The sequence below is a fragment of the Bifidobacterium parmae genome (assembly GCF_002860365.1).
Classification (GTDB): Bacteria; Actinomycetota; Actinomycetes; order Actinomycetales; family Bifidobacteriaceae; genus Bifidobacterium; species Bifidobacterium parmae.
This window is the reverse complement of the sequence record NZ_NMWT01000007.1, coordinates 75,874-93,528: the sequence shown is the minus strand read 5'-3', so window position 1 is coordinate 93,528 and position 17,655 is coordinate 75,874. Positions and strand designations below refer to the sequence as shown.

12 protein-coding genes are annotated in these 17,655 nt (G+C 65.1%); 5 read left to right on the top strand and 7 right to left on the bottom strand.

What is annotated here, in order from left to right:
• On the bottom strand, positions 1-444 hold the full coding sequence (locus Uis4E_RS03500; RefSeq protein ID WP_101621870.1) for a sterol carrier family protein: 444 nt from the start codon (positions 442-444) through the stop codon (positions 1-3).
• 251 nt (positions 445-695) lie between these two features.
• Between Uis4E_RS03500 and Uis4E_RS03495 the strand changes: the two genes are divergently transcribed.
• Positions 696-3,140, top strand: coding sequence for a glycogen/starch/alpha-glucan phosphorylase (locus Uis4E_RS03495; protein ID WP_101621869.1), 2,445 nt, complete (start codon positions 696-698; stop codon positions 3,138-3,140).
• A gap of 241 nt (positions 3,141-3,381) precedes the next feature.
• Here Uis4E_RS03495 and Uis4E_RS03490 read toward each other — a convergent pair whose 3' ends face one another.
• The gene (locus tag Uis4E_RS03490) at positions 3,382-3,618 is read right to left on the bottom strand and encodes a hypothetical protein (protein WP_101621868.1); all 237 of its coding nucleotides are present in this window, start codon (positions 3,616-3,618) and stop codon (positions 3,382-3,384) included.
• Positions 3,619-3,751: 133 nt separating this feature from the next.
• Here Uis4E_RS03490 and Uis4E_RS03485 point away from each other — a divergent pair, with 133 nt between their 5' ends.
• Positions 3,752-4,459, top strand: coding sequence for a rhomboid family intramembrane serine protease (locus Uis4E_RS03485; protein WP_101621890.1), 708 nt, complete (start codon positions 3,752-3,754; stop codon positions 4,457-4,459).
• Between the two features lie 2,782 nt (positions 4,460-7,241).
• Here the strand turns inward: Uis4E_RS03485 and crgA are convergent.
• Positions 7,242-7,706 (bottom strand): cell division protein CrgA, encoded by a 465-nt coding sequence (gene crgA / locus Uis4E_RS03480; RefSeq protein ID WP_207764538.1) that lies wholly within the window; start codon positions 7,704-7,706, stop codon positions 7,242-7,244.
• Between the two features lie 183 nt (positions 7,707-7,889).
• Here crgA and Uis4E_RS03475 point away from each other — a divergent pair, with 183 nt between their 5' ends.
• The 3 genes from Uis4E_RS03475 (at position 7,890) to Uis4E_RS03465 (ending at position 10,816) form a co-directional block, all read left to right on the top strand.
• Complete coding sequence (locus Uis4E_RS03475) at positions 7,890-8,780, top strand: DUF881 domain-containing protein (protein ID WP_101621866.1); 891 nt, start codon at positions 7,890-7,892, stop codon at positions 8,778-8,780.
• Between the two features lie 6 nt (positions 8,781-8,786).
• Positions 8,787-9,995, top strand: coding sequence for a class E sortase (locus Uis4E_RS03470; RefSeq protein ID WP_101621865.1), 1,209 nt, complete (start codon positions 8,787-8,789; stop codon positions 9,993-9,995).
• Positions 9,996-10,171: 176 nt separating this feature from the next.
• Positions 10,172-10,816 (top strand): anthranilate synthase component II, encoded by a 645-nt coding sequence (locus Uis4E_RS03465; RefSeq protein ID WP_101621864.1) that lies wholly within the window; start codon positions 10,172-10,174, stop codon positions 10,814-10,816.
• A gap of 437 nt (positions 10,817-11,253) precedes the next feature.
• On the opposite strand, the gene pknB is transcribed toward Uis4E_RS03465, so the two are convergent.
• From pknB to Uis4E_RS03445, 4 genes are read right to left on the bottom strand one after another with little or no spacing between them, the layout of a single operon-like run.
• Positions 11,254-13,335, bottom strand: coding sequence for a Stk1 family PASTA domain-containing Ser/Thr kinase (gene pknB, locus Uis4E_RS03460; protein WP_101621863.1), 2,082 nt, complete (start codon positions 13,333-13,335; stop codon positions 11,254-11,256).
• A complete protein-coding gene (locus tag Uis4E_RS03455) occupies positions 13,332-14,306 on the bottom strand; it encodes a serine/threonine-protein kinase (protein ID WP_101621862.1) in 975 nt (324 codons plus the stop codon). Before Uis4E_RS03455 ends, pknB begins: the two co-directional genes overlap by 4 nt.
• Positions 14,303-15,769: a peptidoglycan D,D-transpeptidase FtsI family protein gene (locus Uis4E_RS03450; RefSeq protein ID WP_101621861.1), complete on the bottom strand. Its 1,467-nt coding sequence runs from the start codon at positions 15,767-15,769 to the stop codon at positions 14,303-14,305. Before Uis4E_RS03450 ends, Uis4E_RS03455 begins: the two co-directional genes overlap by 4 nt.
• Positions 15,766-17,358 (bottom strand): FtsW/RodA/SpoVE family cell cycle protein, encoded by a 1,593-nt coding sequence (locus tag Uis4E_RS03445; protein ID WP_101621860.1) that lies wholly within the window; start codon positions 17,356-17,358, stop codon positions 15,766-15,768. The genes Uis4E_RS03450 and Uis4E_RS03445 overlap by 4 nt, the downstream gene beginning before the upstream one ends.
• Positions 17,359-17,655: the final 297 nt, after the last annotated feature.

Genomic DNA, 17,655 nt, shown 5'->3' with positions numbered 1-17,655 from the left:
TCACGCCTCCAGCGGCAGCAGCCATCCCAGATCGTCACGTTCGCCGACCGCGCTGATGCGGCCGGCGTTCTTTTCCTCCGCCCACGTGGTCACGCCGGTCGCGACGCGCAGCCACACGTCCGGATCGAGTTCGATCACGTCCGGCGGCGTGAGGTTGTGCGGATCGGATGCCGGTCCGTCGAGGATCTTCACCGCGCCCCACGGCGCCACGCGCACCTCCACGCCCGGTCCGGGCGCCTTGCGTTCCAGCAGGTGCAGCGAGTAGCGCACGGCCATCGCCATCGTCGGCCGCGCGAGCCGCGGCGCGATCGACAGCCGCGCGTCGCGCGTCGCGTCGTCGTCGCCCGCCGCGCGCGCGTCCGTCATCATCGTGTATGCCGCGGCGCGCCACGCGTCGTACGCCTGCCTGCCGCGCGCCAAATCCTTCTCCAGAATCACTGCCATACCGCCATTGTGCCGCGACCCCTGCCGCGCCGCCCGTGCGGCCGCGGCGGGGAGCGGCGCATGCGACGAACACGCGCGTCGGCCGCTCTCGTTGGGGCTACGTAGTAAGGTAGGACCCGTTGACCGATGAAAACGTATGCACGATGCCGTGCGAATGTAACGCACTGTTCATGTATGTGTTGGGGGTGAGCCACGCGGCGCGCCTTATGATGGTCAGGGAAGTCCCTCCCCGGAAGGAAAACGAGAATACTATGACCGAGATTACCGCTCCGAAATCTCCTGTCACGGCCGAGCAGTTCGCCGACGAGATTCGTGAACAACTGAAGTACGCGCAGGGCGTCACCGTCGAGCAGGCCACCGCCGCCGACGTGTACGTGGCCGCCGCCAAGGCCGTCCGCAACCATCTGCAGGACGCTTGGTTCACCACGCAGGCCGACACCGTCAACGGCAACACCAAGGCCGTCGGCTACCTGTCCGCCGAGTTCCTCATGGGCAAGCAGCTGGAGAACGCGCTGCTCAACGCCGGCCTGACCGACCAGTTCGACGCCGCCGTCGAAGCCCTCGGCTTCCAGCCGAAGGACATCGTCGACGCCGAATACGAGCCGGGCCTCGGCAACGGCGGCCTCGGCCGTCTCGCCGCCTGCTTCATCGACTCCCTCGCTTCGCTGGGCGTGCCGGCCTTCGGCTACGGCATCCAGTACCGTTACGGCATCTTCAAGCAGCAGTTCGACGAGAACGGCAAGCAGGTGGAGACCCCGGACTACTGGCTGTCCAACGAGGAGCCGTGGGGCCACATCGACTACAACCGCGACCAGAAGGTCTCCTTCGGCGGCGAGGTCGTCGAGGAGAACGGCAAGAAGGTGTGGAAGCCGGCTTGGTCCGTGCGCGCCGTGCCGGTCGACTACCTGGTGCCCGGCTACAAGTCCCAGCGCGTGAACACGCTGCGCCTGTGGACCGCCCGCAGCTACGACGAGTTCGACCTGCTCGCCTTCAACCGCTCCGAGTACATGGAGGCCGTCGAGCCGAAGGTCAAGGCCGAGAACATCTCCAAGATCCTCTACCCGGAGGATTCCACCAAGGTCGGCAAGGAGCTGCGCCTCGAGCAGCAGTACTTCTTCGTGTCCGCCTCCCTGCACGACGCGATCCGCGTCTTCTACCCGGGCCAGGACAAGCCGGATCTGACCACCTTCCCGGACAAGATCACGTTCCAGCTCAACGACACCCACCCGGTGATCGGCATCCCCGAGCTCATGCGCATCCTCATCGACGAGTACGGCTACGACTGGGACACCGCGTGGACCATCACGCAGAAGACCTTCAACTACACCTGCCACACGCTGCTGCCGGAGGCCCTTGAGGTCTGGCCGTCCAGCCTGATCGGCGAGCTGCTGCCGCGTCACCTCGAGATCATCGAGAAGATCAGCGACCAGTTCAAGGCCGAGCTCAAGGACAAGGGCGTGGCCGAGAACACCATCAACGACATGGCGATCTACACCGGCGACGCCGTGCGCATGGCCTACCTCGCCACCTACGGCGGCTCCCACGTCAACGGCGTGGCCGAGCTGCACTCCCAGCTGCTCAAGGACGTCACGCTGAAGAACTTCTCCGACGCCTATCCGGACAAGTTCACCAACGTGACCAACGGCGTCACCCCGCGTCGCTTCATCAAGCTCGCCAACCCGGCGCTGTCCGACCTCATCACCGAGGGCCTCGGCACCGACAAGTGGCTGTCCGACCTCGAGCTGCTGCAGGGCCTTGCCCCGCTCGCCCAGGACGACGAGTTCGTCAAGAAGTTCGCCGCCGTCAAGCAGGCCAACAAGCACTCCTTCGTCGGCTTCGCCAAGGACCACTACGGCATCGACATCGACGAGAACACCATGTTCAACACGATGGTCAAGCGCCTGCACGAGTACAAGCGCCAGAGCCTGAAGATCCTCGCCGTCATCTCCCGCTACGCGGGCATCAAGAACGGCACCATCAACGCCGACGACGTGCTGCCGCGCACCGTGTTCTTCGGCGCGAAGGCCGCCCCGGGCTACTATCTGGCCAAGATGACGATCCAGCTCATCAACAACGTCTCCCGCGTCGTCAACAACGATCCGGACGTCAAGGGCAAGCTGGCCGTCCACATGCTCCCGAACTACAACATCGAGATGGCCCAGAACCTCATCCCGGCCACCGAGCTCGACGAGCAGATCTCCCAGGCCGGCAAGGAGGCCTCCGGCACCGGCAACATGAAGTTCGCCCTCAACGGCGCGCTCACCGTCGGCACCCTCGACGGCGCGAACGTCGAGATCCGCGAGCGCGTCGGCGCCGAGAACTTCTTCCTCTTCGGCATGAACGTCGACGAGGTCGAATCCCTCTACGCGACCGGCTACGATCCGGCCAAGTACTACGAGGCCGACCCGCGCCTCAAGCAGGCCATCGACCTCGTCGCCGGCGGCACCTTCTCCGAGGGCGACCGTAACGCCTACGCGCCGCTCGTCGCCGACTGGCTGACCAAGGACTGGTTCATGACGCTGGCGGACTTCTCCTCCTACGCCAACATCCAGGCCCAGATCGAGGAGCTGTACACCCACCCGCTCGACTGGAACCGCAAGGCCATCCTCAACGTCGCGAACTCCGGCTTCTTCAGCTCGGACCGCTCCATCGAGGATTACCTCGAGCGTATCTGGCACACCGGCCCGCTCGCCTGAGCTCTGTGACCCGGCCCCCGCTGGCGGGGGCTGTCGGCGGTAGCCGACTGGGGGTGGTCTCCGGTTATTGAGCCGGCCACCCCCACCCGCTTTGCGGGAGCCCCCGCCAGCGGGGGCGAGTCGTTGCTGCATATGCGAAAGCCCCGCAACCTTTATCAGGTTGCGGGGCTTTCCGCTTGCTCACGTATGGAGATGGGGGGATAGGCGCGTGCCGTCAGCCGCGCCCGTCCGAAGAAGAAGCTCAGGCTTCGGCGGCTTCCGGAGCGTCCTCGGCGGGGGCCTCTTCGGCCTCCTCATCCTCGTCCTTGCCCTTGTTCAGGCCCAGATCGACCGGCGAGGAGCTGTTCTCCCACGGCTCCTCCCACGGATCGTAATCCGGGTTCTGCTGCTTGTAGATGTACAGGCCCACCAGACCCGCGAGCAGCGCGCCGAACAGCAGCGCAAAGAATTTCCAACCGTTCGAAGACTTGTTCTCCATGACGGCTCCTTTCCCATTCTCGTCGGCCTGTCCGTTCAAGCCAACCCTGCAACCCATCATAGGCGCGGTTATGTGTGGATTGGGTGGAACGACACCGGGGATTCTCCCCGCCCGATACGATGACACCATGCAGATGCGATTCCCGACGAAACGGCAGATCCAATACGAGTGGCGCAACGGCGGTCCGGTCGTCACATGGACGATTATCGGCCTGTGCGTGGCCGTGTGGGCGGTCGAGATGCTGCTCAGTCTCGTCGCGCCCGCCGCGTTCAACACGTTCGTGGGTTCCGGTATGGTGATGCCGCTCACGATGCTCGCCAAACCGTGGACGATTCTCACGTCGATGTTCCTGCATGCGCCGAACTTCATGCACATCCTGTTCAACATGATCGCGCTCTGGTCGGTCGGCCCGATGCTCGAACGTCTGATGGGCCATTGGCGGTTCCTCGCGCTTTATCTGATTTCCGGGTTCGGTGGCGCCGTCGGCATGCTTGTCTGGTCGCGCGTGACCGGCGACTGGATGACCGCCGCCTATGGCGCGTCCGGCGCGCTGTTCGGCCTGTTTGCCGCGGTGCTGGTCGTGTACCGTCGCGTCGGCGAGGACATCCGGTCGATGATGATCTGGATGGCCATCAACTTCCTGCTGCCGTTTGTGGTCGGCGGTATCGCGTGGCAGGCGCATGTCGGAGGGTTCGTGGTCGGCGGTGTGCTCACCTGGCTGCTCGTCGCCGGCGTGCCGGCGCTGCGCAGGCGTTCCTTCACCCAGCGCATGTGGATCTACGGTGGTGCGATGGTCGTGCTGTTGATCGCCGTCATGCTGCTCTGCGCGCCGGTGTGGTGAGCGCGGCGGCTGACCCATATATGGGTGATTCGGTGGATAATCACACATATGTAGTTTTCCACAAATGTGGAAAAGTGTGTGGATAACTTGGGGATAACCAGTTGATAACCGGTGGACAACAGTGGATAGATTCCGTGGATAAGTCATGTAATCGTTGATATCGCAACGATTGTGCGCTGTGGACAACATGTGTCCGAAGTTATCCACAACGTTGCTGTCCACAGTGGATTACACCGTTTTCCGCACATGCGGGTCCTTTGCGGTGGATAACCTGTGGATTTTGGTGGACAACCGGTGGATAAGTTGTGCACAACTGTGGATAACCTGTGGATAACTTGTCGATAGTTCTTCACAATCCCATTATTTCCAATACTTGAGCCACTGTGGATAACTGTGGACAACTTTCCTCATCCGTTATCCACAGTTATCCACCGCGATGCCGTGGAACCGATGGGCCGCGGGACGCTGACCGTGATATGCATGACATGTTCTTGGTTCCTGTCGGCCGCCTTTCCTGGCCTTCTCCCGCTATGTTTCTGCATGTTCCCACTATCTCTTTTGTATTCCCGTCACCCTCTTCTCTGTCTCCGTTCTCCTCTCCTCTCCTCTTCTCCTCTCCTCTCTCTTATCTCTGCGCCTCCGCTGTTCTTCCCCCACCGTGTTCTCGCATTGCCGGGGTTCTCCATTTTTTCCCTCAAGCCTGTTGTAACGTTTCATCAAAGTCGAGGGGAGAAAACGCCTTCCCCTCAACCAGAATCACCGCGCTTTTGAGGTTGAGGGAAAGGACGATTCGCCACTCAACTTCATAAGCGGCCGAATCGCATCTGAGGGACAACATCGACAGCGTCACAATCCTTGGGGAATGGCGGTTTCTCACGGGAGCAATCCCAGCTGGCCATATCCCGATTCCGATCGGCCGCTCCCTCAACCCGAAAACTCGCCCCAATCGCGTTGAGTGCAACGTCTTCCCTCGCATCCAACCGCGAAACAAGCTTTTTCGGACTTATGTGGCGAAGGCCTCCAGCGAAGAACGGGCCGTCGAGGCTCAGCGGAGGGCCTGTCTGGGACTGTCTCGGGAAGCGTGCAACCGGCCTTGCCCGCCGGTTGCGGGGCGGCGGGGAGGCTCTTCGCTCTTGCCCGGGCCAATGGCAGGCTGGTGTCTGATGAGACACCACAGAGTACAGCCGTGGTATCCGCCTGAATGCTCAAGAGAAGCGCAGCATCTGTCTTTGGTCGTCTGAAATGGTCCCACGGCCGGCGGTTGAGGCCGGTTGCACGCTTTCCGGGATGGTTCCGCTTCAGTGGTTGGCGGTTGAGGCCGGTTGCACGCTTTCCGAGACGGTTCCCTTGGTTGCGAAGGGAATCGGAGATGTGCCACCGGTCTTGTTTCGCTAACTGGTTCGTTCGAGAGCCGTTCCGTCCATGTGCTGGCGGATTCATTGCGCATCCGGGCTCGCGCAAATCATGCTGGGCATATGGCATCCCGTTTGTTTCGCGGGGAGAGGCATAGGGGATTTGTTTCGTCGGTGTGGCCTTCGGTTTGTTTCGCGGCCGTAAAGCGAGATGCGTGTGGAGAAGCGAGAGAGAGTCGGAGGATGGGCGAGCGTGGGGGAGTGAGGGAGGCGGAGGATGCGTGTGGGGAAGCGAAGGAAGCGGAGGATGGGCGAGCGTGGGGGAGTGAGGGAGGCGGAGGATGCGTGCGGGGGAGTGAAGAAGGCGAAGGATGGGCGAGATGCGTGTGGTGGAGCGAATGGAGGCGGAGGATGGGCGAGCGTGGGGGAGTGAGGGAGGCGGAGGGTGCGTGCGGGGGAGTGAAGAAGGCGAAGGATGGGCGAGATGCGTGTGGGGAAGCGAAGGAAGCGGAGAATGGGCGAGCGTGATGGCGGAGGATGCGTGCGGGGGAGTGAAGAAATCGGAGGATGGGCGAGACGCGTGTGGGGAAGCGAGGGAAGCGGAGGATGGGCGAGCGTTATGGCGGAGGATGCGCGTGGTGGAGTGAAGAAATCGGAGAATGGGCAAGATGCGCAGGAGTCGGGGGAATATGGCGTAGGGGTGTGGCTCATTGGACACGCCCCTGTCATTGATGTGGTCTGGTTTTGTTCCGCCTCTATTATGAGAGGGCTTGTGGAGGATGCGGGCGGGTAGATGGTACGCGGTTCTGGTTTGGGCCGTTGTTTTCGCTGGCAACCGTTTCGCCGGCATTATGTCACTGTGTGACTGTCACTATCACCGCATCACTGTCACTGGTGCTACCGTGCCTGTCGTCGTGTGCCTGTGCCCGTCACGTGTCACCGTGTCCGTGTCACCGTGTCCGTGTGTCCGTGTGTCCGTGTGTCCGTGTGTCCGTCACGTGTGCCCGTGACGTGTGGCCCGTCACGTGTGGCCCGTCACGTGTGGCCGTCACGTGTGGCCGTGACGTGTGGCCGTGACGTGTGGCCGTCACGTGTGACTGTGACGGCGTGTGACTGTGACGGCGTCACAGTGTGACCGTATCACCGTGACTATGCCCGTTGTCGCTGTGCCGGTGCGACCGTGTATCCCATCCTCGTGTGCTGTCCGTTGTAGCGGGGCGTGGCGCATCGGCCACTCCCTTGTCATTGCGGAGAACGCGCGGGACATGGGGACGCGGTTCTGATTTGAGTTTTCATCTTCGCCGCATCCTCGTGTGCTGTCGTTGCCTCGGGGCGCGGTTCGAAATCCGCACCCCGAGGCCATAAGGAGCAGTGCGTCGATGCGCCGACGCATCAATCGCGATTGCGGTCGCTTCCGCGCTACTCCGCGCTCAGCGCCACCACATGGTCATAAGGAAGCCGATCATGATGATCACGAAGCCGATGAGCAGGTTCCATGCGCCGATGTTCGGGATCGGGTAGTTGCTGGTCAGGTAGTAGCAGACGACCCACACGAGGCCGATCACCATGAGGATGCAGAACAGCGGCACGAACCAGCGCGGGTTCGACTTGGTGCCCTTGATCGTCTCCTCGACGCGGCGGGTGTTCTCCTCCTGGCGGGCCATCATGCGCTTCATTTGCGGCGTCATCGACGACTTGTCGGCGGTGGCGTTCAGGACGGCTTCGACCTGATCCATGTCCACGGTGAACCCGTTGTCGGTGGACGCCTCGTCAGAGGAATCGGAATCGGCCTTGGTCTCCGTGGCCGCATCCGTCGCGGTCTCGGACTGCCAGTCCTTCTGTCCCTTCGAGTCGTTCTCGTTGAGCTCTTCGTCAGCCATCAGCGTAGTCTCCATTTCAATAGGCTAGAAGTCATCATAGTGGTTACACTCGAAAGCGGCGAACAATGCCCGCCATGATGGTTCCGGAGTGCGTTCCGGGTTGCGTCCCGGGTGCGGAACCTCCGCACGATATTCGTGCGATTCGCGCGGAGACGGAGGATGGCGGGGATGGCCGGGGCACAGACGAAAGGCGAGCGTATGGCCAGACACGGCGGCAAGCACATCGCGAAACGTTCCCTGTGGGGCGGCGTCACCATCATGGTCGTCGTGGCGCTCACCGGCTACCTGTTCGTGACGAACCTGCGCGCGAACCGCACGACCGTCGTCAACTCGGATACGGCGCAGCTCGTCGAACAGCGCGTCAAGGAGGTCGACGGCCTGTCCGCCGACGTGAAGAAGCTCAGCTCCGACGTGAGCACGCTCACCCAGCTCACCGCGAAGAACAGCGACACCCCGTCCACGAGCGAGGATTCCGGCACCGGCACGACCCTGCCGAAAGTGGAGGGCCCCGGCATCAGCGTCACGCTCGACGATTCGCCGATGTGGGAGCAGGCGGTCGACTCGTCCGGTTCCAGCGACGACATCGACAAGTACGTGATCCACCAGCAGGATCTCGAAGCGGTCATCAACGCGCTCTGGGCGGGCGGCGCCGATTCGATGCAGTTCATGGACCAGCGCATGCTGTTCAATTCCGCGGTCATCTGCTCCGGCAACGTGGTCTCGCTGCACGGCAAGAAGTATTCGCCGCCGTTCACGATCTCCGCGATCGGAGACCCGGACGAACTCGTCAAGGCGCTCGACGATTCGCCGGCGATCGAGATCTACAAGCAGTATGTGAGCGCGTTCGGCCTCGGATGGAAGGTGGAACGCAAGAAGAGCCTCACGTTCGACGAGACACCGTCCCTGCTGCAACCGCTCAAATACGCGACGGTGGTCAAAGGCAAGAACGACGAGACCGGAACGGATTCAACGGACTCAACGGACTCAACGGACACGACGAACTCAACAGGCACAGCAGGCGGCACAGGCGGTACAGACGCGCAGTCCGGCGATGCCTCGTCAGGCCGATCCGCGACGGAAGGGAAGTAACGACAGATGAAGCACAGCGCACGCCACGGCGGCCACGCACCCGTCACCGCATCCTTCACCGCACCCGTCACCGCACCCGGAACCGCCCCTGGAACCGGAAACGCACCGGCTCCCGCCCCCCGTGGCAGGTCCGCGCGCCGCAACGGCCCGTTCTGGCAGGCGATCGGCATCCTTGCGGAGATCCTCATCACGCTCGCCGCGATCTGCGCGCTCTACATCGTATGGCAGATGTGGTGGACCGGCGTCGAGGCGGAACGCACGCAGGTCGAGACCCGCCAGCAGGTTTCCTGGTCCGACCCGTCCAAGAACGGCGGCGAGACGACGATCGCGAAGGCGCAGTCCGGCGACGCCCCCGTGCAGCCGGAGTCGGCGAGCTACGGCGACCTGATCGCGCAGCTGTACGTGCCGCGCTTCGGCTCGGGCTGGCAGCGCAACATCGTCGAAGGCACGGACGCCGCCCAGCTGGCCCGTCACGGCCTCGGCCACTACGAGAACACGCAGATGCCCGGCCAAGTCGGCAACTTCGCCGTCGCCGGCCACCGCAACGGCTACGGCGAGCCGCTCGGCGACGTCGACAAGCTCCAGACGGGCGATGCGATCGTCGTGCGCACGAAGGACTACTGGTACGTATACACGTTCACCCAGTACAAGATCGTGCTGCCCGAAGACGTGTACGTGATCGCCCCCGACCCGTTCAACAGCGGCCAGCAGGCCACGAAGCGCATGATCACGCTCACCACATGCGAGCCGAAATACTCGACGGCGACGCACCGGTGGATCGTGTGGGGCGAACTCAAATACTGGGCGAAGGTGTCCGACGGCATCCCGCAGGAGCTCGCCACCACCGACGCGTCCGGCAAGGTGAAGTTCGCGAGCAACAGCTCCACCGCCATGTCGCTGCCCGCGCGCATGGGGTCGATGAAGCCGGTCGTGGTCGGCGCGCTCGTCGCCTGGCTCGTCCTGTTCATCGCCGCCGCGGTCGCGTGGCGTTGGCCTGCGCGCGCCGCGATCCGCGCCGGCCTCCGCCCGCGCCCCGACGCGAGCATCTACGGCGGCTTGCTGCGGCTCCAGCCCGGCGTGCTGCCGGTGCGCGTCGTGCTGCTCGCGCTGTTGTGCGTCGCCGCCGCGGCCGCCCTGTTCGAGTGGGCGTTCCCGTGGGCGGCCACCACCATCCCGTTCCTCCAGCAGATGAGCAACTTCGCGGTGTCGTCGTGACGGCGGTGTCGTCGTGACGACGACGTCGCCGCGTGCCGGCCGCGTGACGATACGCGCGGCGCGTCCGTGGCGCGGGAAGCCCGCGGCCACGTCGCGCGCGCGGCGGTAGACTGGCGGTCAGTACGTCCCCATTCCCCGCGACAGGACGTCCGCGAGGATGTCCGTAAGGAGCCATCGTGACCGATTCCGCGCATATTCTGGTGATCGACAACTATGATTCGTTCGTCTACACGATCGTCGGCTATCTGAAGACGCTCGGCGCGACCGTGGACGTGGTGCGCAACGACGCCATCGACCCGCACGACGAGCACGTGACCGACGGCTACGACGGCGTGCTCATCAGCCCCGGCCCCGGCGCCCCCGCCGATTCCGGCGCCAGCGAGGACATGATCCGCCTGTGCGCCAGGCAGGGCAAGCCGATGTTCGGCGTGTGCCTCGGACTGCAGGCGCTCGCCGAAGTGTACGGCGCCACCGTCGACCATGCGCCGACGATCATGCACGGCAAGACGAGCCTCGTCGAACATGTCGACGACGAGATCTTCGCGGGCGTCGCGAACCCGATGACCGCGACCCGCTACCATTCGCTCGCCGTCGAACCCGATTCCGTGCCGGACACGCTCGAAGTGACCGCGTGGACGCAGGGCGACCACATCGTGCAGGGCATCCGCGTGAAGGGCAAGCCGATGTTCGCGGTCCAGTTCCACCCCGAATCGGTGATGACGCAGGACGGTTACCTCCTGCTCGCCAACTGGCTCGCCGTCTGCGGCCAGACCACCGCCGTGGCCAACGCCCAGGGTCTCCAGCCTAAAGTCGTGAAGTAACGGCCCGTTGTGACCACCCCCAGTCGGCCTGCGGCCGACAGCCCCCGCCGGCGGGGGCGAAAGAAGTAGCCCCTTCTGACGGGGACCCATTGTGACCCCGCCGGCGGGGGCGGAAGAGTGGTCTCTTCTGGACGGGGAACGCATTGTGCTCCCGCTGGCGGGAGCTGGCCCGCGAAGCGGGACTGAGGGTGGTTGGATGGGTTGACCACCCCCAGTCGGCCTGCGGCCGACGGCCCCCGCCGGCGGGGGCGGAAAAGTGGTCCCTTCTGGACGGGGAACCTATTGTGCTCCCGCTGGCGGGAGCTGGCCCGCGAAGCGGGACTGAGGGTGGTCGGATGGGTTGACCACCCCCAGTCGGCCTGCGGCCGACAGCCCCCGCCAGCGGGGGGCGAAAGAAGTGGCCCCCGCTGGCGGGGGCCACTGTGTTGCCGGCTGAGTCACTGGTTGCTGTTGCCGGAACCGGTGGTGCCGGAACCGTTCTCGCCGGAGTCATCCGAATCGGAACCCGATCCGGAGCCCTGCGTGGTGAGCGTGATCGTCGCGCCCTTCTCCGCCTGGCCGGCGGGCGGGTTCTGCGCGGTCACCTTGTCGCTCGTGCCGGTCGAACCGGACTGCGCGACGGTGAAGCCGAGCGCCTCCAGCTGGGCCTTCGCGGAGGAGTACGTCTGGCCGGTCACGTCCGGCACCGTCACCTGCTCCTTGCCTCGCGACACGACGATCGTGACCGCGGAGCCCTGCGCGACGGACGAACCCGAACCCGGGTTGACGCTCATCACCGTGCCGGCGGCGATCGTGTCCGAATACTCCTCGGTGATCGTCACCGTGAAGCCGAGCGACTGCAGCGTGGCGGTGGCCGCGTCCTTGTTCTGTCCGACGATGCCGTCCGGGATCTTCGTCATGCCGGAGGAGACGAACAGCTGGATCGCGGTGCCCTTCGGCTGCGAGGTGCCGGCCGCCGGATCGGTGCGCGTCACGTCGTTCTGGTCGATGTCGGCGCTGTCCTCGGTCTGCACGCTGGCCATGACCTTGAATCCGGCCTTCTCCAGCGCGGCCTTCGCCCCCGACTGCGACATGCCCTTCACGTCGGGCACGGTCGTGCTCTGCGGGCCCGCGGAGAACCACACCTTCACGGTGGAGCCCTTGCGCGCCTTCTCGCCGCCCTTCGGGCTCTGCTTGGTGAACGTGCCCTCCGGTTCGGTCGAATCGTTGTCGACCATCGCCTGGAACTGGAATCCGGCCGCCTCGATCGTCGACTTGGCGCGGTCCTTCGTCATCGCGGAGGTGATCGTCGGCACGGTCGCGGTCTGTGCGACCGCCTTCTCGCCGCCCATCGCGAAGAACACGGCGATGAGGATCGCGACGACGACGAGGCCGCCGATCACCGAACCGATGATGATCTGCTTCTTGCGTTTCGCCTTCGCGGCCGCCTCGCGCTGCGCGGCGCGCGTGCGGGCCGCCGCGGCGGCGGTCTGCTGGCCCGCGCCGACGTTCGCCGCGGCCGGCACGCGGTCGAACTGGCCGGTCACCGGGTTGAACGCCTGCGTCGAATTCTTGTCGTTCGGGTTGAGCGGCACGGTGGCGGCGTCCTGCTCTGCCTGCTTGCGCGCCTTCATGTTCGCCAGGTCGGTGAGCGGGTTGAACGCGGCGGCCACCGGCACGCCGCCGTTCATGTACGTGAGGATGTCGTTCTTGAAGTCGGCGGCCGTCGCGTAGCGGTTCTGACGGTCCTTCGCCATCGCCTTCGCGCAGATCGAATCCCACATCTTCGGCAGTCCCGGCACGACGGCGCTCGGCGGCGTCGCCACTTCGGAGACGTGCTGGTAGGCGATCGCCACCGCCGAATCGCCGGTGAACGGCGGACGGCCGGTGAGCATCTCGTACAGCACGCAGCCGGCCGAATACAGGTCGGAGCGCATGTCGACGGTCTCGCCGCGCGCCTGCTCGGGGGAGAGGTACTGCGCGGTGCCGACCACGCCCTGCGACTGGGTCATCGTGGCGGCGGAGTCGTCGAGCGCGCGGGCGATGCCGAAGTCCATGACCTTGACCATGCCCTGCTCGGAGATCATGATGTTGCCGGGCTTGATGTCGCGGTGGATGACGCCCATGCGGTGCGAGTATTCGAGCGCGTTGAGCACGCCGAGCATCACCTGTTCGGCGTCGCGCTGGCTCAGGGCGCCGTTCACGCGGATGATGTCGCGCAGCGTCTGGCCCTTCACGTACTCCATGACGAGGTACGGCAGGCGCTCCGCCTGGCCGTTGTCGCCCATCACCGTCTCTTCGCCGGAATCGTAGATGTTGACGATGTTCGGATTGTTCATCTGCGCGACCGAGTGCGCCTCGCGGCGGAACCGCTTGAGGAAGATCTCGTCGTTGGCGAGGTCGGCGCGCATGATCTTGATGGCGACGGTGCGTCCCAGTCGCGTGTCCGTGGCGACGTGCACCTCGGCCATACCGCCGCGGCCGACCAGCTGTCCCAGCTGGTAGCGGCCCTGGGCGAGAGAAGAGGGCATGGTGCTCATTGCTGCTCCTTCCAATGCGCTTGGCGGTTCGTGCCGTCGGCACGCCTGTCAGGCGTCGAGACGAGGGGGATATGCGGGGTGCTGGAGATCCTGCGCGGCAGGCGTCGCCCCGTGATGATGGTGGAGTCGTTGAGTTCGGTCTGCTGGTCGAGCAGACGGCGTTCGATGCGTGCGAGCGTGCGGGAGACGACGAGCGCGTCCTTCGGACGGTCGAGCGGGTCTTTGGCGAGCATCGACATGACGAATTCGCGCAGCTGCACGTCGATGTCCGCGGGAAGCGGCGGCACCGGGTCGTTCACGTGCGCGGCGGCGATGTCGACGGGCGTCGCGCCGGTGAACGGGCGGTGCCCGCACAGGCCCTCGTAGGCGACCACGCCGAGCGAGTAGATGTCCGACTGGGGCGTGGCCTGCTGGCCCTGCGCCTGTTCGGGGGAGATGTACTGGGCGGTGCCGACGACCATGCCGTCCTGCGTGATCTGCTCCTGGTTGGTGGAGTAGGAGACGCCGAAGTCGGTGATCTTCACTTCGCCGTTGTCCGCGACCATGATGTTCGCGGGCTTCACGTCGCGGTGGATCACGCCGTGGCTGTGCGCGACGAACAGGCCGCGCGCGGTCTGGATGAGGATCGGCAGCAGTTCGAGCGGGTCCATCGCGCCCTTCTCGTGGAAGATGTCCGCGAGGGACTTCGACGGCACGTACTCCATGATGAGGAATCCGATGCCGTCATGCTCGTAGTATTCGAACAGCGCGGCGATGTTCGGGTGCGCGAGGTTCGCGGAATTGTGCGCCTCGGCGCGAAGCCTGCGCAGTTTCGCCTCCGCGTTCGTCAGGTCGGACCGCAGCGCCTTGATGGCGACCGGTCGGCCGAGCTGGATGTCCCAGCCCTTCCACACCTCGCCCATGCCGCCCTTCGCGATGCGCGAGTCGAGGCGGTATCGGCGATGGATGAGCTGTCCTTCGATCAGTTTCATTGCTTGAGCGCCTCCTCGAGTACGGAACGGAAGATCGGGCCGGCGGAGGTGATGCCGTAGCCGGTGGTGTTGTGGACGACGACGGCGATCGCGATCTTCGGATCGTCGGCGGGGGCGAAGCCCATCACCCACGCGTCGATCGCGCTGTTGTCGGCGCCGATCTGCGCGGTGCCGGTCTTCGCCGCCACGCTCACGCCGTCCGGGGCGAGCGTCGGGGAATCCTTCGTGACGACCGCCTGCATCATCTGCGTGAGCTTGTTCGCCGTGTTCGAGCTGAACGGTTCGGACATCGTCGAGGCCTTCGTCTCGGACAGGACGGACAGGTCGCTGGCGCGCACGCGGTCGACGAGCGTGGGCCGCATCAGCGTGCCGTCGTTCGCGATCGCCGCGGCGATCATCGCGTTCTGCAGCGGCGTCTCGGTGACGTCGCCCTGCCCGATCGAGGCGAGCGCGAGCTTGTCGTCGGTCATCGACGTCGGGAAGTTCGAGGCGACGGCCTTCGACGGCGATCCGGTCGACTCGGTGCCGTCCACGACGATCGAGCTGCCGAAGCCGAGCTTCGTGGCCATGTCCGAGATCTTGTCCTCGCCGAGCGCGACGCCGAGCTGCGCGAACGCCGTGTTCGACGAGTAGGCGAGGGCGTCCTCGAAGCTGATCGTGCCGTTCGAGCCGTTCGCCTGGTATTCGACGTTGGTGAGGTTCGTGACCGTGCCGGGCAGCGTGTAGCTCGCGCCGGCCGGGATCTGCGTGTCCGTCTGGTACTGGCCGGTCTCCAGCGCGGCGGCCGCGACGACCGTCTTGAACGTCGATCCGGGCGGGAACAGCTGGCTGGTCGCGTTGTTGAGCATCGGATTGTTCGGATCCTGCGTGAGCTCCGCGTAGTTCTTGGTCAGCGTCTTGCCGTCATGCGTGGTGAGCACGTTCGGATCGTAGCTGGGCGTCGACACCATCGCGAGGATGCGGCCGGTCTTCGGTTCGATCGCGACGACCGAGCCGGACTGGCTGCCGAGCGCGTTGTACGCGACCTGCTGGAGGCTCGTGCTGATCGACGTCTCGATGTTCGCGCCCTTGTTCTCGCTGCCGGTGAGCGTCGACTTGATGCGCTGCCAGAACAGGCTGTCCGATTCGCCGGACAGCAGCGAGTTGCGCGACGCCTCGATGCCGCGGTCGGCGCGCTGGCTGATCGAGAAGTAGCCGGTCACGGGCGCGTACAGCGGGCCGTTCGAATAGGAGCGCTGGTATTTGAACGCGTCGTTCGACGGGTCGGATTTCGCGAGCACGGTGCCGTCGGCGGCGAGGATCGAGCCGCGCGGCGCGCCGAACTCATGGTAGAAGGCGCGCGAGTTGCGCGTGTCCGAATTGAGTTCGGTCGCGCGGATCGCGGTGATGATCGTCGTGGAGAGGCCGAGGATCGTGAACAGCACGATCACGGCGGTGAACAGCTGTCGCAGCGTCTTGTTCATCGGGCGCCTCCCCTGCTGGTGCGCGCGTGGGCGCCGGCGTGCCGCGGCAGCGCCTCGGTCTCCGCCTCGACGCGCGGCGCCTGGCTGGTGTCGTCGATCGGCTCGTCAATCTCGTAGGCGAACGCGCTTTCCGGCTGGTAGGCGCCGTGGCGGCCGCGGCGCGCGTTGCGGCGCTCGCGCTCCGCGTCGGCCTCGTCGGCCGCGGCGCGCTCCGCCTGACGCTCCTTGAGCTCGTGGTCGCGCAGCACGGCCATCGCCTCGTACTGGAACGTCTCCGAATCGGTGTCCGGCGTGGGCTTGTTCGCCGCGTTCGAGATGATGAGCAGCAGCGTCGCGAGGATGTAGTTCGCGATGAGCGACGAGCCGCCAGCCGCCATGTACGGCAGGGTGAGGCCGGTCAGCGGGATGACGAGCGTGATGCCGCCGACCACGGTGAACACCTGGAACGCCATCGTGAACACGAGACCGGAGGCGAGCAGCTTGCCGAACCCGTCCTTGATCTTCATCGCGGTGATGAAGCCGGAGGCGATGATGACGATGTACAGCACGAGCACGCCCATGCAGCCGACGAGCCCCAGCTCCTCGCCGACGGAGGCGTAGATGTAGTCGGAGTTCGCGAACGGGGTGATGTTCGGATGCCCCTGGCCGAGTCCGGTGCCGAGCAGGCCGCCGGAGGCGAGGCCGAACAGGCCGGTCACGATCTGGTAGGAGCCGCCGTACGCGCGGTTGTACAGCTCGTTGTCGAACGGGTGCAGCCAGGCGTCCACGCGGGCGCCCACATGGCTGAACACGCTCGCGGAGAGCACGGCGCCCGCGGCGAACGCGATGAAGCCGATGACGATCCAGCTCAGACGGCCGGTCGCCACGTACAGCATCGAGACGAACATCGCGAAGAACATGAGCGAGGTGCCGAGATCGTGCTGCATGATGAGCACGCCCATCGAGGCCACCCACACGATGATGATCGGGCCGAGGTCCTTGATGCGCGGCAGCTGCAGGCCGAGGATCTTCTTGCCGCCGACGGCCAGCTGGTCGCGGTGGTCGAACAGGTAGGCGGCGAAGAAGAACGCGAGGAACAGCTTCGCGAACTCGCCCGGCTGGATCTGCCCGATGCCGGGGATGCGGATCCAGATGCGCGCGCCGTTGATCTCCTGGCCGAGGCCGGGCAGCATCGGGGAGAGCAGCAATACGAGGCCCACCACCATGCTCACATAGGAGAACCGGCGCAGCACGCGGTAGTCCTTGAGTCCGATGACGAGCGCCGCGCACAGCACGACCGCGACGCACACGAACATGATCTGGCGCAGGCCGGTCGACGTCTCGTTCTCATGGTCGATGCGCGCGATCATCAGCACGCCGATGCCGGTGAGCAGCAGCACGCACGGCTGGATCACCTGGCTCGCATACGGCTGGAACCGGTCCACGAGGATCCAGAACACGAGGGAGAGCGCGACGGCCGCGCCCAGCGCGACCACGTACTCCTGCGGGAAGGAGCCGTCGATACGGTAGAACATCTGATAGAACGCGACGCCGCAGATCGCGAGCGATGCCAGCAGCAGCGCGATCTGTCGCAGACGGAGGGCGATCATTGCTGGGATCCGCCTTCCTTCTCCATCGTCTTCAACTCGTCGCGGATGAGCTTGACATGGTCCTGTGCCTCGTCGAGGCTGTCGCGCACGATGCCCTGCTTGAGCTCGGTGCGCCACGTGGACGGCAGCTTGCTCACCTGGATCGACGTGCGTTCCACCTCATGCGACAGTTCGAAGCCCGCGAGGTTCGTGGGCACGCCCTGGTAGATCGCGACGACGCCGTCCGCCTCGCCGACGTAGTACTTCGACTGGCTGTAGCGGTACGCGCCGAACACGCCGCCCGCGATCGCCGCGAGC

What these genes read in the sequence shown, in the direction of transcription:
- Uis4E_RS03445 (WP_101621860.1), bottom strand. Translation starts at nt 17,358, where the DNA reads ATGATCGCCCTCCGTCTGCGACAGATCGCGCTGCTGCTGGCATCGCTC.
- Uis4E_RS03470 (WP_101621865.1), top strand. Translation starts at nt 8,787, where the DNA reads ATGAAGCACAGCGCACGCCACGGCGGCCACGCACCCGTCACCGCATCC.
- Uis4E_RS03490 (WP_101621868.1), bottom strand. Translation starts at nt 3,618, where the DNA reads ATGGAGAACAAGTCTTCGAACGGTTGGAAATTCTTTGCGCTGCTGTTC.
- Uis4E_RS03475 (WP_101621866.1), top strand. Translation starts at nt 7,890, where the DNA reads ATGGCCAGACACGGCGGCAAGCACATCGCGAAACGTTCCCTGTGGGGC.
- Uis4E_RS03485 (WP_101621890.1), top strand. Translation starts at nt 3,752, where the DNA reads ATGCGATTCCCGACGAAACGGCAGATCCAATACGAGTGGCGCAACGGC.
- Uis4E_RS03495 (WP_101621869.1), top strand. Translation starts at nt 696, where the DNA reads ATGACCGAGATTACCGCTCCGAAATCTCCTGTCACGGCCGAGCAGTTC.
- Uis4E_RS03455 (WP_101621862.1), bottom strand. Translation starts at nt 14,306, where the DNA reads ATGAAACTGATCGAAGGACAGCTCATCCATCGCCGATACCGCCTCGAC.
- Uis4E_RS03500 (WP_101621870.1), bottom strand. Translation starts at nt 444, where the DNA reads ATGGCAGTGATTCTGGAGAAGGATTTGGCGCGCGGCAGGCAGGCGTAC.
- pknB (WP_101621863.1), bottom strand. Translation starts at nt 13,335, where the DNA reads ATGAGCACCATGCCCTCTTCTCTCGCCCAGGGCCGCTACCAGCTGGGA.
- crgA (WP_207764538.1), bottom strand. Translation starts at nt 7,706, where the DNA reads ATGGAGACTACGCTGATGGCTGACGAAGAGCTCAACGAGAACGACTCG.
- Uis4E_RS03450 (WP_101621861.1), bottom strand. Translation starts at nt 15,769, where the DNA reads ATGAACAAGACGCTGCGACAGCTGTTCACCGCCGTGATCGTGCTGTTC.